This window comes from Sporolactobacillus shoreae (assembly GCF_004684935.1).
GTDB classification, from domain to species: domain Bacteria; phylum Bacillota; class Bacilli; order Bacillales; family Sporolactobacillaceae; genus Sporolactobacillus; species Sporolactobacillus shoreae.
The window spans coordinates 116,814-138,298 of sequence record NZ_SRJD01000005.1 but is presented as its reverse complement, the minus strand read 5'-3'; the positions used below and the strand labels follow the sequence as shown (position 1 = coordinate 138,298).

At 42.9% G+C, this 21,485-nt stretch carries 21 protein-coding genes and 1 other annotated feature; of the genes, 12 read left to right on the top strand and 9 right to left on the bottom strand.

The window, feature by feature from the left end; genetic code table 11:
• Positions 1–29 precede the first annotated feature (29 nt).
• Both E4665_RS06435 and E4665_RS06430 read right to left on the bottom strand, forming a co-directional pair.
• Positions 30–1,352 (bottom strand): glycoside-pentoside-hexuronide (GPH):cation symporter, encoded by a 1,323-nt coding sequence (locus E4665_RS06435; protein ID WP_135347978.1) that lies wholly within the window; start codon positions 1,350–1,352, stop codon positions 30–32.
• A gap of 66 nt (positions 1,353–1,418) precedes the next feature.
• Positions 1,419–1,943: a DUF1440 domain-containing protein gene (locus E4665_RS06430; RefSeq protein ID WP_135347977.1), complete on the bottom strand. Its 525-nt coding sequence runs from the start codon at positions 1,941–1,943 to the stop codon at positions 1,419–1,421.
• A gap of 385 nt (positions 1,944–2,328) precedes the next feature.
• On the opposite strand from E4665_RS06430, the gene E4665_RS06425 reads away from it, so the two are divergent.
• The 3 genes from E4665_RS06425 (at position 2,329) to E4665_RS06415 (ending at position 6,604) form a co-directional block, all read left to right on the top strand.
• Positions 2,329–3,177 carry a DNA/RNA non-specific endonuclease gene (locus E4665_RS06425; RefSeq protein ID WP_174845461.1) on the top strand — a complete coding sequence of 283 codons (849 nt, stop codon included), beginning with the start codon at positions 2,329–2,331 and terminating at the stop codon, positions 3,175–3,177.
• Between the two features lie 307 nt (positions 3,178–3,484).
• Positions 3,485–5,041, top strand: a complete 1,557-nt coding sequence (locus tag E4665_RS06420) for a Vga family ABC-F type ribosomal protection protein (protein ID WP_135347976.1) — start codon at positions 3,485–3,487, stop codon at positions 5,039–5,041.
• A 198-nt stretch (positions 5,042–5,239) separates the two neighbouring features.
• The gene (locus E4665_RS06415; RefSeq protein ID WP_135347975.1) at positions 5,240–6,604 is read left to right on the top strand and encodes an aspartate kinase; all 1,365 of its coding nucleotides are present in this window, start codon (positions 5,240–5,242) and stop codon (positions 6,602–6,604) included.
• Between the two features lie 166 nt (positions 6,605–6,770).
• Here the strand turns inward: E4665_RS06415 and E4665_RS06410 are convergent, their stop codons facing one another.
• Positions 6,771–7,163: an Lrp/AsnC family transcriptional regulator gene (locus tag E4665_RS06410; RefSeq protein WP_167815133.1), complete on the bottom strand. Its 393-nt coding sequence runs from the start codon at positions 7,161–7,163 to the stop codon at positions 6,771–6,773.
• A gap of 112 nt (positions 7,164–7,275) precedes the next feature.
• Here E4665_RS06410 and E4665_RS06405 point away from each other — a divergent pair, with 112 nt between their 5' ends.
• The 3 genes from E4665_RS06405 to E4665_RS06395 all read left to right on the top strand — a co-directional run bounded on the left by E4665_RS06405 (position 7,276) and on the right by E4665_RS06395 (position 9,931).
• Positions 7,276–7,827, top strand: a complete 552-nt coding sequence (locus tag E4665_RS06405; RefSeq protein WP_135347973.1) for a cysteine hydrolase family protein — start codon at positions 7,276–7,278, stop codon at positions 7,825–7,827.
• A 54-nt stretch (positions 7,828–7,881) separates the two neighbouring features.
• A complete protein-coding gene (locus E4665_RS06400; protein ID WP_135347972.1) occupies positions 7,882–8,376 on the top strand; it encodes a cysteine hydrolase family protein in 495 nt (164 codons plus the stop codon).
• Between the two features lie 346 nt (positions 8,377–8,722).
• The gene (locus tag E4665_RS06395; RefSeq protein ID WP_241654713.1) at positions 8,723–9,931 is read left to right on the top strand and encodes an MFS transporter; all 1,209 of its coding nucleotides are present in this window, start codon (positions 8,723–8,725) and stop codon (positions 9,929–9,931) included.
• 48 nt (positions 9,932–9,979) lie between these two features.
• On the opposite strand, the gene E4665_RS06390 is transcribed toward E4665_RS06395, so the two are convergent.
• Positions 9,980–10,594: a cation efflux transmembrane domain-containing protein gene (locus E4665_RS06390; RefSeq protein WP_241654712.1), complete on the bottom strand. Its 615-nt coding sequence runs from the start codon at positions 10,592–10,594 to the stop codon at positions 9,980–9,982.
• A 206-nt stretch (positions 10,595–10,800) separates the two neighbouring features.
• Between E4665_RS06390 and E4665_RS06385 the strand changes: the two genes are divergently transcribed.
• The gene (locus E4665_RS06385) at positions 10,801–11,298 is read left to right on the top strand and encodes a GNAT family N-acetyltransferase (RefSeq protein WP_135347970.1); all 498 of its coding nucleotides are present in this window, start codon (positions 10,801–10,803) and stop codon (positions 11,296–11,298) included.
• A gap of 162 nt (positions 11,299–11,460) precedes the next feature.
• Here the strand turns inward: E4665_RS06385 and E4665_RS06380 are convergent, their stop codons facing one another.
• The 5 genes from E4665_RS06380 to tyrS form a co-directional block, all read right to left on the bottom strand.
• Positions 11,461–13,170, bottom strand: a complete 1,710-nt coding sequence (locus tag E4665_RS06380; RefSeq protein ID WP_135347969.1) for an AAA family ATPase — start codon at positions 13,168–13,170, stop codon at positions 11,461–11,463.
• 363 nt (positions 13,171–13,533) lie between these two features.
• Positions 13,534–13,899: a hypothetical protein gene (locus tag E4665_RS06375; protein ID WP_135347968.1), complete on the bottom strand. Its 366-nt coding sequence runs from the start codon at positions 13,897–13,899 to the stop codon at positions 13,534–13,536.
• A gap of 23 nt (positions 13,900–13,922) precedes the next feature.
• A complete protein-coding gene (locus tag E4665_RS06370; RefSeq protein ID WP_135347967.1) occupies positions 13,923–15,404 on the bottom strand; it encodes a DHA2 family efflux MFS transporter permease subunit in 1,482 nt (493 codons plus the stop codon).
• 63 nt (positions 15,405–15,467) lie between these two features.
• Positions 15,468–16,079 carry a TetR/AcrR family transcriptional regulator gene (locus tag E4665_RS06365; protein ID WP_135347966.1) on the bottom strand — a complete coding sequence of 204 codons (612 nt, stop codon included), beginning with the start codon at positions 16,077–16,079 and terminating at the stop codon, positions 15,468–15,470.
• 180 nt (positions 16,080–16,259) lie between these two features.
• On the bottom strand, positions 16,260–17,507 hold the full coding sequence (gene tyrS, locus E4665_RS06360; protein ID WP_135347965.1) for a tyrosine--tRNA ligase: 1,248 nt from the start codon (positions 17,505–17,507) through the stop codon (positions 16,260–16,262).
• 47 nt (positions 17,508–17,554) lie between these two features.
• Positions 17,555–17,798, bottom strand: a binding site (T-box leader).
• A 201-nt stretch (positions 17,799–17,999) separates the two neighbouring features.
• Here tyrS and E4665_RS06355 point away from each other — a divergent pair.
• The 5 genes from E4665_RS06355 (at position 18,000) to E4665_RS06335 (ending at position 21,451) form a co-directional block, all read left to right on the top strand.
• Positions 18,000–18,479: a DUF2975 domain-containing protein gene (locus tag E4665_RS06355; protein ID WP_135347964.1), complete on the top strand. Its 480-nt coding sequence runs from the start codon at positions 18,000–18,002 to the stop codon at positions 18,477–18,479.
• Positions 18,480–18,489: 10 nt separating this feature from the next.
• The gene (locus E4665_RS06350; RefSeq protein WP_135347963.1) at positions 18,490–18,699 is read left to right on the top strand and encodes a helix-turn-helix domain-containing protein; all 210 of its coding nucleotides are present in this window, start codon (positions 18,490–18,492) and stop codon (positions 18,697–18,699) included.
• A 150-nt stretch (positions 18,700–18,849) separates the two neighbouring features.
• The gene (locus tag E4665_RS06345) at positions 18,850–19,509 is read left to right on the top strand and encodes a type 1 glutamine amidotransferase domain-containing protein (RefSeq protein WP_135347962.1); all 660 of its coding nucleotides are present in this window, start codon (positions 18,850–18,852) and stop codon (positions 19,507–19,509) included.
• Between the two features lie 148 nt (positions 19,510–19,657).
• On the top strand, positions 19,658–20,401 hold the full coding sequence (locus tag E4665_RS06340) for an SDR family NAD(P)-dependent oxidoreductase (protein WP_241654726.1): 744 nt from the start codon (positions 19,658–19,660) through the stop codon (positions 20,399–20,401).
• A gap of 12 nt (positions 20,402–20,413) precedes the next feature.
• Positions 20,414–21,451, top strand: a complete 1,038-nt coding sequence (locus E4665_RS06335) for an NADH:flavin oxidoreductase/NADH oxidase (RefSeq protein WP_135347960.1) — start codon at positions 20,414–20,416, stop codon at positions 21,449–21,451.
• The last annotated feature ends 34 nt before the right edge of the window (positions 21,452–21,485 follow it).

Genomic DNA, 21,485 nt, shown 5'->3' with positions numbered 1-21,485 from the left:
TTGCATTGAAAGTTGGTCCCGTCTGGCTTTTATTTTTCAACAGTCACGGCATCATTGATCCGTTGCTCGTTATAGCTCAATAAAATGAAAAACATCAGGATATACAAGCCGAGAGGGATCCAGGCATAGTTGACGTTGATCATCGACAGGGTTTCCGTATTTTGAGCGTGATTGGAAACATAGCCGGACAGGTGGAACAGTACGGCCGTGATCATGCCCCCGATGCCGAGTCCCATATTGACGCCAAAATCGTCAGTTGATGCTAAGATGCCTTCTGCCTGAATACCCATGGCGGTGCCATAGCGAATCGTGTCGGCAATCATAATGGAAACGAGGCCGATAATGATGCCATGTCCGACAGAATTAATCAAAATTCCGGCAAATAGGATCGCCAGAAGATGGGTGTAAACACCGATGGTCAGAATGATTTGACCGATAAAAGCAGTGACAATGCCGATCAGCATCGTCCGTTTCTTGCCAAACAATCCGGCCGCCCGGATGATCAGGATGACCCCGATCAGGGCGGCCAAAGTAAAACTATTGGCCAAGGGGACTAAGTCCTCATGATGTAGTGTGTATTTAAAATAATAAATCGTCGTCTGATTTTTAATGGCTGTCGTCAGCCAGTAAAGAAAAATCACAACGGAAATAATCATCCACGGCCTATTTTTGCGGAGCATGCGCATCACATGCCTGAACGGCTGGTGAGCTATTTCAGGATTTGTGAACCGCTCATGGACGTGGAAAAACGTGTTGATGATCAGAAATAATGAGATCAGTCCAAAAAGGCCAATCGTCAGCAGGAATCCTTCCTGCTGATTCCCATGTCCGAAAAAAGCGACCAGCGGTAGGGTAAAGACCGCGACGATGATTTGAACCGAGCTACCGAAAAACTGACGAATCACGCCAAGCAAGGTCAATTCATGGGTGTTTTGCGATAGGGTCGGCAGAATGGATGTAATCGGCAAGTTAACCGCTGTGTAAAAGAATCCCAGGCCCAAATAAGTCACATAAGCCCATGCCAATTTTCCTGTTTGTGAGAAATCTGGCGTGACAAAGGTCAGAACGGCAAACACGACATAGGGCAGAGCGAACCAAAGAAAGAATGGCCGGCTCTTGCCCCAGCGAGAATGGGTGCGGTCGATCATCACGCCGATGATAAAGCTTTCCACGACATCAGCGATTCGGGCGACAATAAATAGAACCGCTACTGCGGCGGGGTCCAGACCATAAACATCAGTATAAAAGAACAGCAGGTAAGTAGTTAACATTTGAAAGACCAGGTTGTCGGCAGCATCGCTCAATCCGTAGCTGATGCGTTCCGGCCAGGCCGTTTGCCATTTTTCGATCATAAGTTACCTTCTTTCTGTGAAACAGGAAGGTGCCCAGTGGTCACCGCCACTGGGCACCTTGTCGCATTATTTTTTGGTTTGGATCAGCCGGCGGTACACTTCATCGGCGATGACATCATTGGTCCACATCCAGGCCACATGTCCCAGCGCTTCGGAAACGTGTTCTTCAGCAGGCTGATCTTTGGCAGATGGCACTGTTTTCATAGCTGGCATAATGCCTAAGTGAAAGGCTGCCCAGACGGCGAGACCGAAGACAGATCCGCCGCCGGCCTTGATCTTCGGTTCGTACTGGGCGAGCACCTCGTAGAGTACGGCAAATGACGTCGAAAAACCGAAGTGGACGGCGTAACTGACCCATGGCAGGTCATGGTCGGAATACTGATATGTACTATGAGTTACTGATTCAGGGATCCCCAGCTGCTGAAGAAGTTTCTGAGGTGGGTTCGTCGCGTCACGTTCAGGGGTACGCGGCGGCAGAACATTTTCCCATCCAAACTTGACCAGTCCGGAAACGACCCCGGCGGCAATGCCGGCCACGATGGCAGCCTTCAAATTGGGGGATGGCTTGACTTTTTTCTTAAATAACGACATGTGTCTAACCCCTCCTAGCAATATTAAAGTTAGTATGTACTAAATAGTATAATCATTTCTTGCATGACAGTGGTAAATAATGCTTTACCGTCCGCATTGAACCTCATTTTCTTTTTTTGTCGATGCCCGTATCTTTTGATTCAAAAGGCATTCTCCGTTCGAACTCGTTTAAACGTTTGAATGTCCGCTAATGACTGCATTCTTAGTTAGCTGGAAGCGATCGTTTCACATTGACGCATGCAGCATCAAGAGTTTACACTTTAGTGAATGTAGCAAAAAATATGTACCTTTGAGAAAGAGAGATGCAAAGCCCCTCACGAATGATCCGACATCTGAAAATAGTAAAGTATGAAAATGAAAAAATGAGTGATTAGAGGAACAAGTAATGAAAAAAATAAACCGGTCCATTTTTACCTTTGCATTAATCATCATGGTTTTTTTCGCAGGCAAAATGCTTATTCCCGATAGTCATCAGGCGGGGCATGATCCATCATCTTCGAGTTCTGTTACAACGGCAGTGAGCCATGTCCAGAAAGGAGTTTCCGCGGCTAAACCCTCTCTGCCCGGACATGAATCAATAAAAGATACGTCATCATCCCGTCTTGCATCGCTCAATTATGAATCAGGATCAAGCGTGGTCATCACAGTGAACCATAACCAGTCAACGCTCAATCCGAAAGACTGGAAGGAAAATAAAGTGATCTACAGCAATCTTGATTCATTGAACCGTACGTCACGACCCAACACAGCGTATCTTGAAGCGCGTAATCTGGCGAACGACTCACTCAGGGTTCGTCAGTATGTTCGTCCGACCGGCTGGCACCAGAAAATGGTCAAGGGTGAAGCCATCCTTAACCGCGGCCATTTAATTGCTTATTCTCTATCAAAGGGTATTGCTTTTACGGGATCCTATGATCCATCCCTGAAATCTGGAGATCAGAATAATCCTAAAAACCTGTTCACCCAGACTGCTTTTTCGAATCAGGAGATACAAACCCTGTACGAAAGCAAAGTGCGAAATGCACTGAAACAAGGGAGAAAAGTGATCTATCAGGCACAAGCTATTTTTGATAAAAATGATTTAATGGCTAAAGGTGTAGAGCTTCAGGCCATTTCAACGGATGGATCACTGAATTTCAACGTCTATATCTTTAATGTTCAGCCGGGATTTCAGTTCAACTATGCTGACGGCACATCGCGCGTGGACAGAAGTATGATCGTTCCGACACCGTGAGGATGACTTGACATGGCTTATTGTATCTATTAAATTGAAGTTAATTAAACGAACGGAAGGGTGAACCAAGGGCCGATGAAAAACTAATCCTGTTTTCGAAAACCGGTAACTGAAGATGTTTGCGGAAAGCACTTTTTTTCTGTACGTGTGTCTTCATACCGGGATTTCAGGATAGGGTTAGTATCGGCGGCTGTCCGAAAAGACCGGATTTCTCTTTGGTGTTCGCCCATAACTGGTGCCTCCTATTCTGATTGCAGACAGGGGGCATTTTTACGTCCCAGGAAACAGAAGAAATGGGGATGATTTGGTGATTCTATTAGAAGCGCTTCATGTAAAGCATTATGTAAAGGATCGGTTATTGCTTGATGTGGATCAGCTGCGCATCCATCAAAGGGATCGCATTGGATTAGTTGGACGAAATGGATGCGGGAAAACAACGTTGCTGAATATTTTTGCAGAGAAGATGGTTCCGGAAGAAGGAACGGTCATTCAACGTACTCAATGTAAACTGTTGCCGCAACTCAAACGGACGGATACAACAAAAAGCGGTGGGGAAGTCACTCAGGAATACATTCAAAAAGCGCTTGTAAGCAATCCGGAGTTGCTGCTTGCTGATGAACCAACGACCAATCTGGATACAGATCATATTGAATGGTTGGAAAGGAAGTTGAGCGAGTGGCAAGGGGCGTTTGTTATTGTGTCGCACGACCGCACTTTTTTGGATATGCTGTGCACAACGATATGGGAAATTAGTGAAAGTAAGATCAAAGTTTACCAAGGTAATTACAGCGACTATGCCGCGCAAAAAGAAATAGAGCGTAGAGAGCAACAATCGGCATATGAAAGCTACGAGAAGAAGAAACAGCAATTGGAAGAGGCGCTAAAATTAAAAGAGAGAAAAGCTCAGCGGGCCACAAAGAAACCAAAGAATTTAAGTAGTTCCGAAGCACGCATTAAAGACCTTTCCAAGAAACAAAAGAAGTTATATGAGACGGCGAATGCTATTGAAACGCGGTTGGAAAAACTGGAAAAGGTAGAAAAAGTGAAAGAGCTTCAGCCACTCAGGATGAACCTGCCCAATGCAGAAACGTTTAAGAATCGAACGATTCTCCGCGCAGAGGACGTATCCGGCAGAGTTGGCGAACGGATACTTTGGCGAAAGACGAGTTTTCTCGTTCGCGGCGGCGACAAATTGGCGATTATTGGGCCTAATGGGAGCGGTAAAACAACGCTGATCAAAAAGGTGATCAATCAAGAAGTTGGAATTATGGCCTCTCCATCAATGAAAATCGGTTACTTCAGCCAAAATCTAAACATATTGGATCAAGAGAAATCGATTATTGAGAATGTCCGCGCGACATCAAAACAGGATGAAACGCTGATGCGCACGGTGCTTGCCCGAATGCACTTTTTCAAAGATGATGTTTCTAAGCGTGTCAGGGTTCTGAGCGGTGGGGAACGTGTCAAAGTTGCTTTGTCAAAAGTGTTTTTAAGTGATATGAATACGCTGATTTTAGATGAGCCAACGAACTATCTTGATATGGAGGCAGTTGGCGCTTTAGAGTCGCTGCTCAAAGAGTATGAAGGCAGTGTGCTTTTCGTTTCCCATGATCGCAGGTTTATCGAAAACATTGCGACACGGATCCTGGAAATTCGCAATCAAACCATCCGAGTGTTTGAAGGAACCTACCGGCAATGGAAACACGACAAACCGAAAAAGAGTCATGATGATGAAAAAGAGAAACGCCTTCTGCTTGAAACAAAAATAACAGAAGTGCTCAGCCGCTTGAGCATCGAACCGTCCGAAGAGCTGGAGCAGGAGTTTCAGCGGCTCTTAAAAGAAAAAAAGAAAAATGGGCAATGAACAGGATCAAAAATGAAGATGGTATCTTTAAAAAGGCAGGAGACGTTATTTTTTTGCTTGTTTCTATCATATTAACGCGATCCCGCAATAATTTCGTCAGAAACATATAAAAAATGCAAAAAAGGTTTGATTCTTTCTCCGAAATACGTAATACTAGGGGTACATTTTTTATAAGTGACCATTGTAGGGGTTGTCGGTATGAAAGTGGTTAAATTCGGCGGAAGCTCTCTTGCTTCCGGGGCTCAGGTAGAGAAAGTGTATCATATTGTTGCATCAGACCCTGAACGAAAAATTGTCGTTGTTTCTGCTCCGGGGAAACGCTATTCTGACGATATAAAAGTGACGGACTTATTGATCAGCTGTGCGGAAAAATACCTTAATGGCGCGGACGCAGGCAAGCTGGTCGAAACCATTATTGGCAGATATAAGAGTATCGCTGAAGAATTGAACCTTTCAGATGATATTATTGGCAGAATATCAGATGATCTTTTATCCCTGCTTCATGGCGACAAAAGTAATCCCGCTTCCTTTATTGAAGCAGTGAAGGCAAGTGGTGAGGACAATAATGCTAAGCTGATTGCGGCGGCTTTCAGGCATAAGGGTCTGGACGCGCAGTATGTTTCTCCGAAAGAAGCCGGTCTTTTAGTAAGCAACGATCCGGGAAACGCTCAGGTGCTGCCTGAGTCGTATAAACGTTTATACGAATTGAAAAACAGACCTGGTATTATTGTTTTCCCTGGATTTTTTGGCTATAACACGGATGGAGATGTCGTGACTTTCTCACGCAGCGGATCGGACATTACCGGTTCGATTTTGGCTAACGGTGTTAAAGCGGATTTATATGAAAATTTTACAGATGTCGATGCGGTTTATGCGGTGAATCCGAACATTGTTCATCATCCGAAAGAAATTCGCGAGCTGACCTATCGCGAAATGAGAGAGTTGTCTTATGGCGGTTTTTCCGTTTTCCACGATGAAGCCCTGATTCCCGCTTTTCGTGCGGGCATCCCGGTGAATGTAAAAAACACGAATAACCCGGAAGCACCCGGCACAAAAATTGTGAACGCAAGGAAAAACATCAATGGACCTGTTGTCGGGATTGCCAGCGATGAAGATTTCTGCAGCATTTATGTTGGAAAATATTTGATGAACAAGGAAATTGGATTTGTCCGTAAAATCTTGTTAACCCTGGAGGAATTCGGTCTATCCTTTGAACACGTTCCCTCAGGCATTGACGACATAACGATTATTTTAAGACAAAATCAAATGGATGAAGCAATGGAGAAAAGTATCGTTCAGACAATTCTCCGTGATCTTGATGCGGACGAGGTACGCGTGGAGCATGATCTGGCACTCATTATGCTTGTCGGTGAAGGCATGCGCCAGAAGGTCGGTACCGCGGCAAGAGCGTCAAAGGCATTGGCTGAAGCAAATATTAACATTGAAATGATTAATCAGGGCTCTTCAGAAACAAGCATGATGTTCGGTGTCAAGGAAGCTGTTGAGAAGAAAGCCGTGCAGGCTTTGTACGAAGAATTCTTTACGGAAGTCGGGGTTCACTAACTGGCGGAACATCTGAATATGAGTTCACACAACAGGCGATTCATTTCATCCCTTGTAAAAGGGCAAGATGAATCGCCTGATTTGATGATTTTTGCTAGAGGATCACTTACAAAATCAATGATACACTCAGAGCCCCAAATACCGATCTGGTCGATGCCATGATGATTTACTTTAATTGATTCAATGAAACATTGACTTTGTATCGTCCGAAGGTCAACAGTTTCTTGAAAAAAAGGTCCATTTCTTCAGGTGAAAAGTGCGCAATCAGGAGATAGCATCCGTCTCCGGAAATTTTGTGCACCGATTCAACATTTGGATGAGACACCATCTTATTTTCAAAAGCCTGGTATTCCTGTGTATCCATGTATACTGTGATAAATTCGGTGTGTTGGTATGCTACATCCACGGTGAATTTCTTAATCTGTTTTTCTTCGATTAGCCGCTCAACACGTGCTCCGATAGCCTGGCCGGTCAGATGAATTTCTTTGCCAAGGTTCTTCCAGGTCACACGACTATTCTCCTTTAACTTGTTCACGATTCGACGATCTATCTCATCCAAATTCATGCATCCTTTCATCGTGAAAGTGATTCATCAAAATCCCTTTCATAAAAGTCTTCTTTTTTCATCGATTCATCCTTATCCTATTAGTATATTATAAGGGAGGTTCATCATGAGAGAAGCACTAATCATCATCGATGTACAAAATGATTATTTTGAGGGCGGGGCTTTTCCACTCTATCAACCGGAAAATGCATTGGCGAATATTCTTCGATTATTAGAAAAGTATACCAAAGAAGGCAGACCCGTATATTTAATTCAACACATCAGTGAATCTAAAGAAGCCACTTTTTTTCTTCCTGAAACGGACGGTGTCCGTTTGCATGCATCAATGGAACCTTTTTTAGTGTCTGATCATGTATCTACAATTGAAAAAGCCTATCCAAACAGTTTTTTTCACACTGATCTTCAAGAAAAATTACAAGAACAAAAAATCGATCATCTGGTCATATGTGGTATGATGACTCATATGTGTGTTGATTCAACCACACGGCAGGCCAGCGAACTAGGTTACCAAGTTACACTGATTTCCGACGCGTGTGCCACGCGGAACCTTCCCTTCGGCCAAAGCACGATTTCTGCAATTAATGTCCAAAATGCTTTTCTTTCTGCTTTAGCCAGTTTTTCAAGGGTAGAAACGACAGCCACTTTTTTATCAGAATGAAATTTTTTATTGTAGCGTCAAACGGATGTTATAAGGATAGAGGGATCATTAAGTATGGACAAGGCAGCATTACTCGTTATTGATTTACAAATAGGTGTTCAATCTGAAACTGCCCCGCTTTATCAATTGGCTCATGTCATTGAGGGAGTCAATCAAAGAATTCAGTTGTTTAGAGAAAACAACAATCCAGTGATTTTTATTCAGCATAATGATCGTGAGCTCGTTCTCAATTCTCCTCAATGGGAAATTTTTCCGGAGGTAGATTGCAGGGATACAGATATCTATGTCAATAAAACACACGCCAATTCATTTTACAAAACAAATCTGAAAGACCAGCTTTTGAAGTTAAATGTAAATCAGCTTGAAATTTGCGGTGCACAAACGGAGTATTGTGTTGATACGACGATTCGAATGGCTCATGGTTTAGGATATACATTATTTATGAAAAAAGGGTTAACGACCACAGTGAACAATGACCTTCTGGGTGCGAAAACAATCATTGAGCACCATGAGAACATTTGGGATCATCGGTTTTTAACCTTTTTATGATTTTGTACCCTACGGTTCTATTGATGCCGAGGCAGGCAAGCTCATGAATTTTATTTCATTCATCTGCAGGCGCATTTAACAAGTTGAATCGAAAGTACTAAAAAGGATCGGGTATAGATACCTGATCTTTTTTAGTGCTAAATACAGATTAATATACGTACGGTCTCTTTGGAAATAAGGTTCCTTTATTGGCTAACAAAAAGAATTTTCATGATGGTGTTGCACTGCAAACACGTGCTGCGTAGTAATAATTATCCATTTTAATATTTCTAACTTGACTTACATATTAATTCAACTATTATCTAATTAGATGAATTTGAAATCAGGTGACGGAATGATTTTATTGTTGAGACAAAATAATTCATATTGTAAATTGTTTTTCTCAGGTCTGATAAATGGCATCGGTGATCGTTTTAGCCAAGTTGCTATGCTTACGATGCTATTAACATTAACGGGCTCTGGACTTTCAATTGGTGTGGTTATGATGCTTCGCCTGCTTCCTTTTTTGTTATTTGCCCCTATAGGTGGAAGATTATCTGATTTTTTCCCGAGAAAACGTATATTAGTCATCACCGATTTAGGAAGAATAGTATTCGCACTGTCATTTTTATTAGTACAGTCACAGAGCGAAATATGGATAATCTATTTAAGTGCATTTATTTTAGCTGTCGGAGAAGCGATTTATTCTCCTGCAAGAACATCACTTGTCCCATTTTCCGTTTCTAAGGAAAATTACGGTAAAGTAAACAGTATGGAACAAGTAATGACAGGGATTGTGCTTATCTTCGGTGCTCTTGCAGGAGGAATTGTAACTTTTATACTTGGTTCCAATATTGCGTTTTGGCTCAACGGAATATCGTTTCTAATTGCAGCATTAATTAATGCTACGATAAAAAATGAAAATAAGGTAGAAAACATTTCAAGAAAACTTAAGGGGGAGAACACTTACATTTCTCAAATTAAGGAAGTAATTAAAAATTCTTTCCCATTAAAGCTTATTATTATATATATCTTACTTGTATCTTTGATAACGGGTATTGATAATATTTTGATTAGCATCTATGCTGTCAAAATATTTCATCTTGGAGAATTTGGAGTTGGGTTATTCTATGGAGCCTTAGGGATTGGTTTGTTTTGTAGTTTTTATTTAACTAGCTACTTAAGAAGTCGTTTTATTCTTACTGGATTGCTTTGCTTGGGTCTTGAAGGAACAATGCTCGTTATTCTTAGTGTTAATTCAATCGTTACTTTAGCTTTTATTATTTTTTGTTTAACCGCTTTTTTTTCGGGAACATGCAATACATGTTTCAATACCATGCTTATGAAAAACATTCCAGAACAATTACGAGGCACCCTTTTTGGAGTGATACAGGCAGTTTCAAATACATTGCTTGCAATCTCTATGTTTTTTGCTGGCATCCTGTTAGGCTATGTGTCACCCAGAGTGCTTGGATTCCTTGGAGGAGTATCATTTGTTTTCATATCAATAATTCTGTTTATCTTGCTGATAAGCCACGAATATGGTATTAGATTGAGGAAGAAGTTACGCCCTTAAGAAAATTATTACCTATTATCCATCTGCTATGCCGTCATCATGTGGCTCTTATTCCTCATCCTCTTCAGGATGCAGGCCTTCCCAACCTTCGCTAAAAATGAAATAGACAAGGATTAATGCAAATACAGAGTCAGCCCACCACCAATTGAAAAGGGCGGTGAGTCCGGCTCCCAAAAGAACCGTAAATGCCATATAAGCGCAGACAAGATTGCACATGCCATCCTCTGCAAGTGCGTTGCTGCCTATTATTTTTGCAATTCTCTTTTTACCAATCATTAACAGGGGCATCAGAATAACAGAGCCTACGGCTAAAGAGATACCAAGAAAACTTGTTTCCGCGGAGTGATGCGAAAATAAGTTAAGCACTGACGTGATGAGTACATACGCCGCCAGGAGCAGTAAAGCCAGCCCCACGACTCGGGAAGATACGCGCTCAGCACGCTCAATTTTTACTGCGTCCGTGCCATGTTGTTCCACTCTGAGTCGCCAGATTAGAACCACACCGGAAACAAGTTCAATGAAGCTGTCTAAACCAAAAGCAATGAATAACAAAGAGTGAGCGGCTATTCCTGAATAAACCGCTATTATAAATTCAAGGACCATCCATAATACAGAAAAAATTTCAATTCGTATGCCTGCATTGATTGCGCCAGAGTTGTTCAATTTTTTTCTCCCGCCTTGTCACACTATAAAGTCACTACGAAGCAATGAGATGCTCGCTTAATTTCTATTACATGAAGGGGCAGAATTATGCTGTTCGCCCGTGTACTTTTTTATTATAAACGGGAACTCCCCTTAGTCATAGATTGGATTGTCTCAGGCTTACTCACTATAATGAAACATGTGAAAATGATTCGGAGGTGGAATGGATGAATACTGAAATCGTTGTCAAAGAATATCACGGCGTGTACCAGCCTCAAGTGATGGATCTAATTCTGCAAATACAACAAGATGAATATCATATCCCTATATCCAGAAGTGACCAGCCTGATTTACTTGATATTGAAAATTTCTACCAGAAGAATAAAGGAAACTTTTGGGTCGCTCTCCATCATGATCAGGTGGTAGGTACTGTTGCACTACTGGACATCGAAAATAATCAGGCAGCATTAAGAAAGATGTTTGTCGCAAAAGATTATAGAGGGAAAATCTTTAAAACGGCTGCGTTCTTATTAAATACGGCTATTGACTGGGCAAGAAAAAGAAAAATACAGGGAATCTATCTTGGAACGACGCTGCAGTTTAAAGCTGCCCATCGATTTTACGAGAAAAATGGTTTTCAGAGCATATTGCTGGAAGACTTGCCGCCCAAATTTCCAGTCATGAAGGTTGATAAAAAGTTCTATAAATATACCGTTCAAAAATAATTTTTTTAAGTATTATTGGTAATTACAGAGTATGTTATATCGTTCCCTAGGTACATAAAGTCCTTGTTAAGGTGCATATCTCTTCGATTTGATGCAAAACATCGACACCAAATAGAAACAAGCTGATTACTTCTCTTTTGAGAAATAATCAGCTTGTGTTTGTTACGGCTTTGCCGCTTCTTCAGTTGGTTTTTCGGTGTCAAAAGAATCAACCAGTGTTTTGATCTCAGGCGTTGCAGGCCGCGCATGACCGTTCAGTCGGATGTAGATTTCTTCAATTTCTTCTCCTGTGAGATCTCCGCGTTTCAGTAATTCTTCTGCAATGGCATGAACAAAGTCTGTTTGTTCTTCGATTAACTTTTTGACCTGCCCCATTTGATCCTTTAATAGCACATTGATCTTTGGACGGAGTTGCTTAAGTGCGTCAGGCAGAGAGCCCGTGGACAGCCAGCTGAACAGCTCGTCACCCATTCCGACTGCCCCGAGGTAGGCACCAGCAAGCTTGGTCGCCTGCTGCAGATCGGAGGTCACGCCATTTAATTTTTTCTCCAAAAAGATTTCTTCGGCAGCACGTGAGGCAAGGCAGACCTGAATTTCTGCCAGCATTTCACTGTCGCTTTGGTTATAGCGCTCATGCGTTGGTTTCGTTGCCGCAAGCCCGAGTGCACCGCCGCGGCGGATAATGGTTACTTTCCAGACACGTTCATGTGGCTTCAGCAAGTACTGGGCAACCGCATGTCCGGCCTCATGATAGGCAACATTACGTCGCTCATCGGCGCTCATGGAGCGAAGAGGCTGCTGAAGACCCCATTCGTAGGTTTCCATGGCAGCCCGGAAGTCTTCGTAATTGGCATCCTGAGCACCGCGCTGATGAGCAATGATAATTGCTTCGTTAACAATATGCTTGATCTGAGCCGGGCTGTAACCGATGGTGTCCAGAGCCGCTTTTTGCGGGGTTAGCGTCTGATCCCGGTTCACTTTCTGAAGATAATAGTCGAACACATCCACCCGGCCGTCATAGTCCGGGGGATAGACCCAGAGCTTCCGGTCAAATCGTCCGGGACGGAGCAGGGCCGGGTCAAGAACGTCCGGTAAATTCGTCGCACCAATGGTCAGAACAGCACGATGTTCTGCTTTTTTGTGCCGAAGTCCGAGCGAACGGAGAAGCTTGGCGAAGCGCGAATGATCGATGTTCGGTGGATCCATCTGCAGAAGCAGCTCATTAAGCAGGCCGGAGCCACCCATGCCGAACATCGCGCCGATTCCGCCGGCCCCTCCGCCTGACTGTCTCGACATACCGATCGCGTCAATTTCGTCAATAAAAATAATGCAGGCACCATAGGTTTTGGCTAATCTCCGTGCTTTTCTATAGAGACTCATAACTTTTAAATTGCCGACGCCGAAGAACATATTTTGAAAGCTTGGAGCGGAAGCATAAGCGAAAGGGATCTGAGCTTCGTTGGCAATGACCTGTGCAAGATAAGATTTCCCTGTTCCCGGTGGTCCGCAAAGCAGCAGTCCCCGTATTGCTTGGCCCCCCATTTTCTTGAAATCCTTAACGCCTTTGAGAAGGGTGACAATTCGTTTGGCATTCTCAACGATTTCAGGATTGCCCCGATAGTCGTCCCAGTTTGATCCGGTTTCGCCGGGCATGATCCAGTAGGTCCGCCCTCTGGCGAGGAACCAGAATAGTGCAACAAACTGGACAATGATCATGAGTACGGCAAAAAACAATTGGAGCAGCAAGTTTAAGATAGTAAGGGCAATATTCCACGCATTTGATCCCCCTGCCCAAAGGGATACACTAATAATTGCGATAATCGCTACAAAGATCAGCAGCTTTCGCCACATGACCCATCGATATTTTCTCATGATCTCACTTCCTTTTATGGGCCTATTTTAACCGGATAAGTTTAAAATTTCCTGAATCTACGAGAAAGGTCATGGTTCGGCCTATATCGATATGCGCCAAATGAAGTGGCGACAATCTTTGACAAAAATATCAGATTTTTAATATAGGATCATTATAATATGTTGAAGCATAATTAGCAGAATATTGAGCTTAAATACATAACTTACTAGAAATTTGCCGGAGCTGTTAGAGATTCACGCCTCATGTGCCGTCATCAAAACAAACGAAAGAGAGTACAGTTTTTAAACGAGCTGTACTCTCTTATTAATCATGCTTAATCAGGAATTTTGTTGGTTACCGCAAGAAAGACGGAATACGCAAATTCATTTTTTCCTCTGCACGAACGCTGCAAAGAACCAATAAATGGTCGCAACCAACTGCACGATCAGTAGGGTAATCATTAATCCTTTCAATAAGGCTGAATGGGTTGTGGCCGCAAATTCTACTCCCGAACTTCCGCCCATTAATAACGTTAGAAGCAGGATCACCGAAAAGACGACTATAGCCCACTTTTTATCCTTTGCCACAAAATATAAGGGCAGCAAATAAATAATGAGTGCAATGATTAACGGTCCAATAAATCCCAAGATGGAACTGTTTGTATGTGTATCTAAACCCATAATCGGAAATTTCAAGACGGTTAAAAATAATATCATCCATCCGATGGACACTAGTTTTTTACGGTTCATATTTTGACCTTCCTTCGATAGATTCAATTTACTTGTTTTGCTTTGGACGTGCGTAAAAATAGCCAAACAACGATTAAACTGCAACATGCGATCACGCCACAAATGAATAAAACGCTATTCATTCCAAGCACAAAGCTGGATCGTACGGAATGAACTAACGCCTGGGATTGCAGTTTATGTGCGACTGCGATTCCGGAAGTGACGCTTTTCTTGACCCAGGATACTGCTTCAGGAGGCAGGCCTCTGAAATTGACATTCGCCTGATAAGTTGAAATTAATACGGTCCCAAGCGTTGCGACACCAAACGTGCTGCCGATCTGCTGAATGGCTTTTATGACGGATGAACCAATACCGCTTTGATCGGGGGAAAGATCGGCGAGCGCAGTGCTCATTGTAGCTGGAAGAATAGCACCAATGCCGACGCCGGCGAGTGCTGTCCATACAGCCACCCAGCCATAAGATGTATCGATTGCCGTGCGCCAACCCATTAATCCTGACACGATCAGCAAGATAAAGCCAAAAGTAATGGTCATTTTTTGGTTGAGATGAATCCTGCTGACAATAATTGAGCCTAATGTAATGCCAAGAATAAGCGGCAGTAATTTGAAGCCTGCCTGCTGTGTATCGCTGCCTTCAACATTTTGAAAATATTGAGGCAGGATGTAGAGATAGCCGAACATAATGTAGCTGATCACCATCATAAAAATATTGCTCAGCGAAAATGATCGAGATTTGAACAGTGATAGATTAATGAGCGGTTTTTTGCACTTAAGTTCCCACATGACAAATGCTACAAGTAAAATCACACCCAGTATAATCGCGTACCAGACCCCAGCATTTGACCATGACTTTTCACCCGCAAGAATAACGCCGTAGGTGATGCTGGTTAGTCCGAGGCTTGATGTGGCAATGCCAAGAAGATCAAAGGTCTGCTTGTGGGATTGCTTCGATTCAGTCATCAAAACAGTAACAGCAATTAACGCGATCAAAACGATTGGCACATTAATCAGAAAAACGGAGCCCCACCAGAAGTGATTGAGTAACCAACCGCCAATGATTGGTCCGATCGGCATACTAAGCGTATTAGCAATTACCCAGATTGCGGTCGCCTTTGGCTGTTCTCCCTTTGTGAATAGTACAGGAATAATGGACATGGACGTTGGGATCAACGTCGCCGCGCCAAGAGCAAGCGTACACCGATAAACAATCAGCATCGCTGGTGAAGCTGCATAGGCGCAAAGCAGTGATGACAAGCCGAATATGCCCAAGGACAAAATAAGCATTTTTTTACGGCCAAAACGATCGCCCAGTAGACCAGCCGGTATCAGTGTCGCGGCAAAGACTAAGTTGTAGGAATCGACAAACCATTGTAACTCGGAGTTTGTTGCATTTAATTTTGATGCCAATGTCGGCAAAGCCAGGTTGAGTACAGTTGAATCAATACCAACTGCTAAAGTACTCAGAGCGAGAACAAATAAAACGAGCCATTTACGCATATTTTTCATAATCCGCCTCCAGTATATTAACCAAACGTTTGCTTAGTTAAATTAACAAATAAAAAAATACTGTCATTCACACCACAATTGAAGGGTCATATCAGCCAGTTCCGAAACGTACTCGTCGTAATTATCATTAAACAGGGACTCACCGAATATTGAACTGGTTGTGAAATTATAGGTGTATTGCAGAATACCTAACCGAAGATCAAACGATTTTAATTTTGGCCTGACTTTAGGATTTTTTAAGTAGGCAGCAAATGTATCGATCAGCTGCTGAGTCGTTTCGTTGATAAACTTATATTCAGAACTGTCCAGCAGCTGCCGTTCACGAATAACCAGCGGAATAATACTGTCATCGGTAGCAAACAGTTGATGAACGGTTTTCCCAAAAGTGATCAACGCATCTCTCAAAGGCATATCGTGCCGGAACGTTTGAATGACTGTCTGTATCTGTTTGATGCTATTCTCGTGTCCCGCCTCGACAACCGCTTTAAATATTTCCAATTTGCCATTTGGAAAATAATGATAGGTTAGTGCTTCCGATAGTCCGACGGTTTTGTTGATCATGCGCATTGATGTTGCATGGTACCCTTGCTCCAGAAACAGCTTTTTAGAAACATCAAGGATTTGTTTGCGGCGTTCCAGTGCCTGAAGATCGCGGTTCGTCATTCTGGTGCTCACTGAATAAGCCTCCTCTCTAAAAATTAACTAAACGTTCGATTAGTTAAAATATAACATACATTTTTTCCAAAAGCAAAATGTTTTGTTTTTGTCGGGCATCACTGAGCAGTTGAACTGTTTCATTCTGCTGTTGCACGGTAAAAAAGGGAAACTCCGCAGCAATGATTGTTCATTTTACCGTTAGCCTCTGATTTTAAGAAAACGTCTTTTTCCAACTTGGATAACCATATCGTTCTCCACTTTAATTTCTAGATGCACATCATTTATTTTTTCCTGATTAATTTTGATGCCACCGGCCAAAATCATTCTCCGGGCTTCTCCATTCGTCTTAAATAAGTGCAGTTTCGTAACTAATAAGTCGATAATCCAGATTTTCTCCTGACTTATCTGTAGCGGAACCTCTTCTAGATGTTCTGGAAGAGCGTGCTTTTGAAAGACTGAAAGAAAATTCAGCTTTGCTTCATTTGCTTCAGATTCTCCGTGATACATTCTGACAAGCGTCCAGGCTAGTTTTAATTTGGCATCTCTTGGATGAAGAGAGCCGTCGCTTAAAGCAGTCTTTATTTTTTCCAGATCATTTGCAGAAATATCGGTAACAAGGGTAAAATACTTTACCATTAAATTATCGGGAATGGACATCGCTTTGCCAAACATACTTTTCGGATCCTCATCGATGCCGATGTAATTTCCGAGAGACTTCGACATTTTTTTGACCCCGTCCAGGCCTTCAAGCAGGGGAAGCGTCATCACCACTTGTTTGTCCAGACCAAAGCTTTCCTGTATGTGCCTTCCCATTAATAAATTAAACGTTTGATCCGTTCCGCCCAATTCAATATCCGACTTTAAGGCAACAGAGTCATAGGCTTGCATGAGCGGATAGAAGAATTCGTGAATAGCAATGGACTGGCCTGCTCGGTACCGCTTCTCAAAATCATCACGCTCCAACATCCTGGCAACGGTTGTTTGTGAAGCCAGTCGAATGACATCTGCAAAGTGAAGCGGCGCAAGCCATGTCGAATTGTAGTCAACCATTGCTTTTTCCATATCAATCACTTTGCCGAACTGTTTAAAATAGGTTGTCGCATTTGCTTTGACTTCCTCATCGGTGAGCTGTTTGCGTGTGGCCGACTTCCCGGTTGGATCACCAATTCTTCCTGTGAAATCACCGATCACAAGCTGGACGATATGACCGAAATGCTGAAATTGACGCAGCTTATGCAATACTACTGTATGACCAATGTGTACATCAGGGGCTGAAGGATCCAGTCCAAGCTTTACTCGTAGTGGCGTTTTAGAAGTGATTGATGCGATTAGTTTTTCTTTTAAACCATTATCTGGAATAGTTTTTTCTGTTCCCCGACTTAGTACTTCAAACTGTTCTTCGACTTCTTCCTTTTGTGATAGCGATAAGGATTTCCAATCATTCATATGATCCATCTCCAATTAATTAATGATAAAAAAAAGCCGCCCCTAAAAATAGGGACGACGTGGCGCGATACCACCCTAGTTGAAAACCCGAAGGCTTTCCGCTTTTCCCGATCATAACGGTTGGGTACCGGCCACTGTTAATTGAAATTCTTAATGAATAAGAATAAATCTTTCCGTTCACAGCAGCACTCAAGAGGGTAATTCATGTTCATCAATGTGTCGGCTCACATCGGCCGCCGACTTTCTGAGACTTAATTGACAAGCATTACTTGATTCTTTCAACGTTTTTACGAATATAAAAGTTAGTGGTTATTTAATCACAAATGGTAATCTCTGTCAAGCACAGCTAGGGTTTTCCGATCCACCGATAAGCCTTTGGTCCCGGTCGGTACGGGGTTTATAATATTATTGAAAAACGATATATCGTTATTGAAAAACAATGTTTTTAGCGCTATATTTAACATATATTCAGCATGACTGGGGGAATCCATCGTGAAACAGGCTCAGCTGGCCAGATGGTTAAAGGGTATGACGATTATTGTAGGCATTATAGGTATTCTGCTCTCTTTGTATATTTTGCCGACACTAGGTATCAGTCTGACGCGTACATATGCGGACCTGGATTATCTGTTCTGGCCCTATTTAATCTGGGAATGGGTGACGATCGTGCCATGCTTCGCTGCCCTCATCTGCTTCTGGAAGGTGTGTCATGAAATTTCCAGAGATAATTCTTTTTCCCGGGCCAATTCAAAGAGCCTGCTGATGATCAGCAGATTATTCTTGTTTGATACAGCTCTGTTTTTCATTATCAGCATTATTTTGTTTGGTTCAAGTATGTTGCATCCTGGCCTTTTGATTGCTACTTTTTTTATTGATATCGGCGGCTTGAGCCTGTCAATGATCTTTGCGGTTTTATCACATTGGGTGGATAAAGCCTGTGATTTGAAGGAAACGAATGACCTGACCATTTGAGGTGATACGTGTGGCGATCAATGTTACATTGGATGTCATGATGGCTAAAAGAAAAATAACCGTCACGGAACTGTCAGAACGCGTGGGCATCACGATGGCGAATATATCTATTTTGAAAACCGGTAAAGCCAAGGCGATAAGATTTGATACGTTAAATAAAATCTGTGAGGTATTGGATTGCCAGCCGGGTGATATTCTCGAGTACAGAAGGGAAGAGTAACTGAATTCGGTTTACAGACGTCGGTTCAAATTCGTGGTTGCCATTATGTATAAATATATTTATGGATAACGTATAAAAACATAATTTGTTTTATACGTTGCCTGGGATTAGACTAATCAAGAACCATAAATGACTTAGGAGGTTATGATGATGTCAAAAAATATCTTAATGGTGGTCACAAATCATACGGAACTCACAGAAGGCAAAACTACAGGTATCTGGTTATCTGAGTTTGCGGAAGCATATCTTGAATTCAAAAAGAGAGGGTATAGTGTCACCGTTGCCAGCCCTCTTGGCGGGAAAAGTACTCCTGATCCAGGCAGCATTGATCAGAATACATCACAGGAAATTCTGGATACAGAAAAGTATTTGCATGATACTGTGAAACTTAATGATATATCTTCTGATCCTTTCGATGCCATTTTCCTACCAGGAGGTCATGGGGCGATGTTTGACCTTCCTGAAAGTAAAAAACTTCAGGAATTGCTGCGTGATTTCTATGAAGGGGACAAGATCGTGGCGGCCGTTTGCCACGGACCTGCGGGACTTGTTGGTGCAACGTTATCCAATGGCCAGCCACTTGTCGCTGGAAAACGTGTGAATGCATTCACGGACAGAGAAGAGGCAGAGACAGGACTGAAACCGGTACTACCATTCCTGCTGGAAAGTAAAATCCGTGAGTTAGGCGCCATTTATGTTGCCGCTCCAAACTGGACCTCTCATGTTGAGGCGGACGGCAATCTGATCACAGGCCAAAATCCGCAGTCTACACTAGCTGTAGCCCAAGCAGTGATCGAAAAACTGGGTTAATTAACTAAAAGCTGGTATCTTATAGGATATCAGCTTTTCTAATTTTCTAGGAAACTTTAAATGACTATTCGTTACTGAGTTCCGATAAAATTGTTTGAGTTCTGATATATTTTCTTATTTGGAAAAAAAGAGGTGAAAAATATTGGAAATGGCACTTGTTACAGGGGTATCTAAAGGGCTTGGTTATGAGATCAGCAATGCCTTGGTTGAGCGGGGCACGGAGGTTATCGGTTTGTCCCGGAGCACGAATGAAAAGGTGCAGGATCTGATAACAAAGGGCCACTATTCGCATTTCCCTGTCGATCTGACTCACGTAGAAGAAATTGAACCTCTGATAAGGAGGTTATGTCAGCAGGTTGTTGCCAGAAAACCTCAGAGATTGTATGTAGTTAATAATGCGGGTATGGTCGAGCCCATTGAAAGGCTGGGTTTTTTAGATAACAGTCTGATTCGGCGAGCAATCCATTTAAATCTTCTTGCCCCCATGCTTATTAACAACACATTGTTAAAAGAATTAAGGGCAGAAGCGATTGAACTGGTTATTGTCAACGTAACCTCCGGTGCAGCAGAACGGCCGATTTACGGATGGAATGTATACAACGCGACCAAAGCGGCCATCAATATGCACACGGAAGTGGCAGGTATTGAGCAGGAAAATGTAAAGGGCTCTCATAAGATCGTGGCCTTCAATCCGGGAATTATGGATACTGATATGCAGGGTACCATAAGAAATGCGGATGAAGAAGCATTTACTGATATTGATCAATTTTTAAGCTTCAAAACGAACGGATCTTTGCGGCAGCCTGACCGGATAGCGAAGGCATTGGTTGACCTGATTTTAAATGAAAATTTAATCAACGGAAAAGTTTATTCCGTTAATGAGCTTTTATAAGGAGAGACGAATATGAAGCATCTATTTACCCCGTACCAGCTGAAGGGATTGACGTTAAAAAATCGCGTAGTAATGCCTCCCATGTGCCAGTACTCCGTGAAGAACAAAGACGGAATTGCGACAGATTGGCATTACGTGCACTATGTGAGCCGGGCTGTCGGCGGGACCGGCCTGATTATCATTGAAATGACGGATGTGGAGCCGGATGGCCGTATTACTGATTTTGATCTGGGCTTATGGTCAGATGAACAAATCCCGGCCTTGGCCCGCATCGTAGACGCCTGCCATCACTATGGGGCGAAAGTGGGCATTCAGATTGCTCACGCAGGACGTAAAGCGGAGGATGCTGCTGTTCCTGTTGCGCCTTCAGCGGTTCCCTTTGACAGTGAATCGAAAACACCAAGAGCACTGTCAACGGATGAAGTGAAACAAATGGTGGAGAAATTTCGTCTGGCGGTGCGGCGTGCTGTCAAGGCAGGCGTGGATACGATTGAACTGCACGGAGCTCACGGATACCTTATTCACCAATTTCATTCACCGTTAACCAATCATAGAACAGATGAGTATGGTAAGGATCTGACCAGGTTTGGCAAAGAAGTGATTCAGGCCGCGAAAAGTGAGATGCCTGAAGATATGCCACTCATTGTGCGCATTTCTGCTCAGGAGTACGTAGAAGGTGGCTATGGGATTAAGGAAAGTGTGGCTTTCTCTAAAGAATACCAAAAAGCAGGTGCAGATGTGTTTCATGTCAGTGCGGGAGGAGAAGGCCCGATTTCCGCTGATGGAAGACCGGGGACACACGCGGCCTATCAGGTGCCATTAGCCAGAGAAATTAAGCACGCGCTCAACATTCCAGTCATCGCAGTCGGACGACTGGACGAACCGCAGCTGGCCAATGCTGTTGTCGGAAACGAAGAGGCCGATCTCGTTGCTGTAGGCAGAGGAATGCTTCGAAATCCTTATTGGACGCTTGAAGCTGCCGTTAAACTCCATAAAGAAGCGGATATACCGGTGCAGTATGAAAATGGATTTCCAAGAAAACGGAAGTGACGATTTACAGTTTAATCCCTGATATCTTTATTAA

Bases quoted from the DNA above. Each gene is read 5' to 3' on its own strand.
- E4665_RS06435 (WP_135347978.1), bottom strand. From the start codon at position 1,352: ATGATCGAAAAATGGCAAACGGCCTGGCCGGAACGCATCAGCTACGGA.
- E4665_RS06430 (WP_135347977.1), bottom strand. From the start codon at position 1,943: ATGTCGTTATTTAAGAAAAAAGTCAAGCCATCCCCCAATTTGAAGGCT.
- E4665_RS06425 (WP_174845461.1), top strand. From the start codon at position 2,329: ATGAAAAAAATAAACCGGTCCATTTTTACCTTTGCATTAATCATCATG.
- E4665_RS06415 (WP_135347975.1), top strand. From the start codon at position 5,240: ATGAAAGTGGTTAAATTCGGCGGAAGCTCTCTTGCTTCCGGGGCTCAG.
- E4665_RS06405 (WP_135347973.1), top strand. From the start codon at position 7,276: ATGAGAGAAGCACTAATCATCATCGATGTACAAAATGATTATTTTGAG.
- E4665_RS06400 (WP_135347972.1), top strand. From the start codon at position 7,882: ATGGACAAGGCAGCATTACTCGTTATTGATTTACAAATAGGTGTTCAA.
- E4665_RS06385 (WP_135347970.1), top strand. From the start codon at position 10,801: ATGAATACTGAAATCGTTGTCAAAGAATATCACGGCGTGTACCAGCCT.
- E4665_RS06380 (WP_135347969.1), bottom strand. From the start codon at position 13,170: ATGAGAAAATATCGATGGGTCATGTGGCGAAAGCTGCTGATCTTTGTA.
- E4665_RS06375 (WP_135347968.1), bottom strand. From the start codon at position 13,899: ATGAACCGTAAAAAACTAGTGTCCATCGGATGGATGATATTATTTTTA.
- E4665_RS06370 (WP_135347967.1), bottom strand. From the start codon at position 15,404: ATGAAAAATATGCGTAAATGGCTCGTTTTATTTGTTCTCGCTCTGAGT.
- tyrS (WP_135347965.1), bottom strand. From the start codon at position 17,507: ATGAATGATTGGAAATCCTTATCGCTATCACAAAAGGAAGAAGTCGAA.
- E4665_RS06345 (WP_135347962.1), top strand. From the start codon at position 18,850: ATGTCAAAAAATATCTTAATGGTGGTCACAAATCATACGGAACTCACA.
- E4665_RS06340 (WP_241654726.1), top strand. From the start codon at position 19,658: ATGGCACTTGTTACAGGGGTATCTAAAGGGCTTGGTTATGAGATCAGC.
- E4665_RS06335 (WP_135347960.1), top strand. From the start codon at position 20,414: ATGAAGCATCTATTTACCCCGTACCAGCTGAAGGGATTGACGTTAAAA.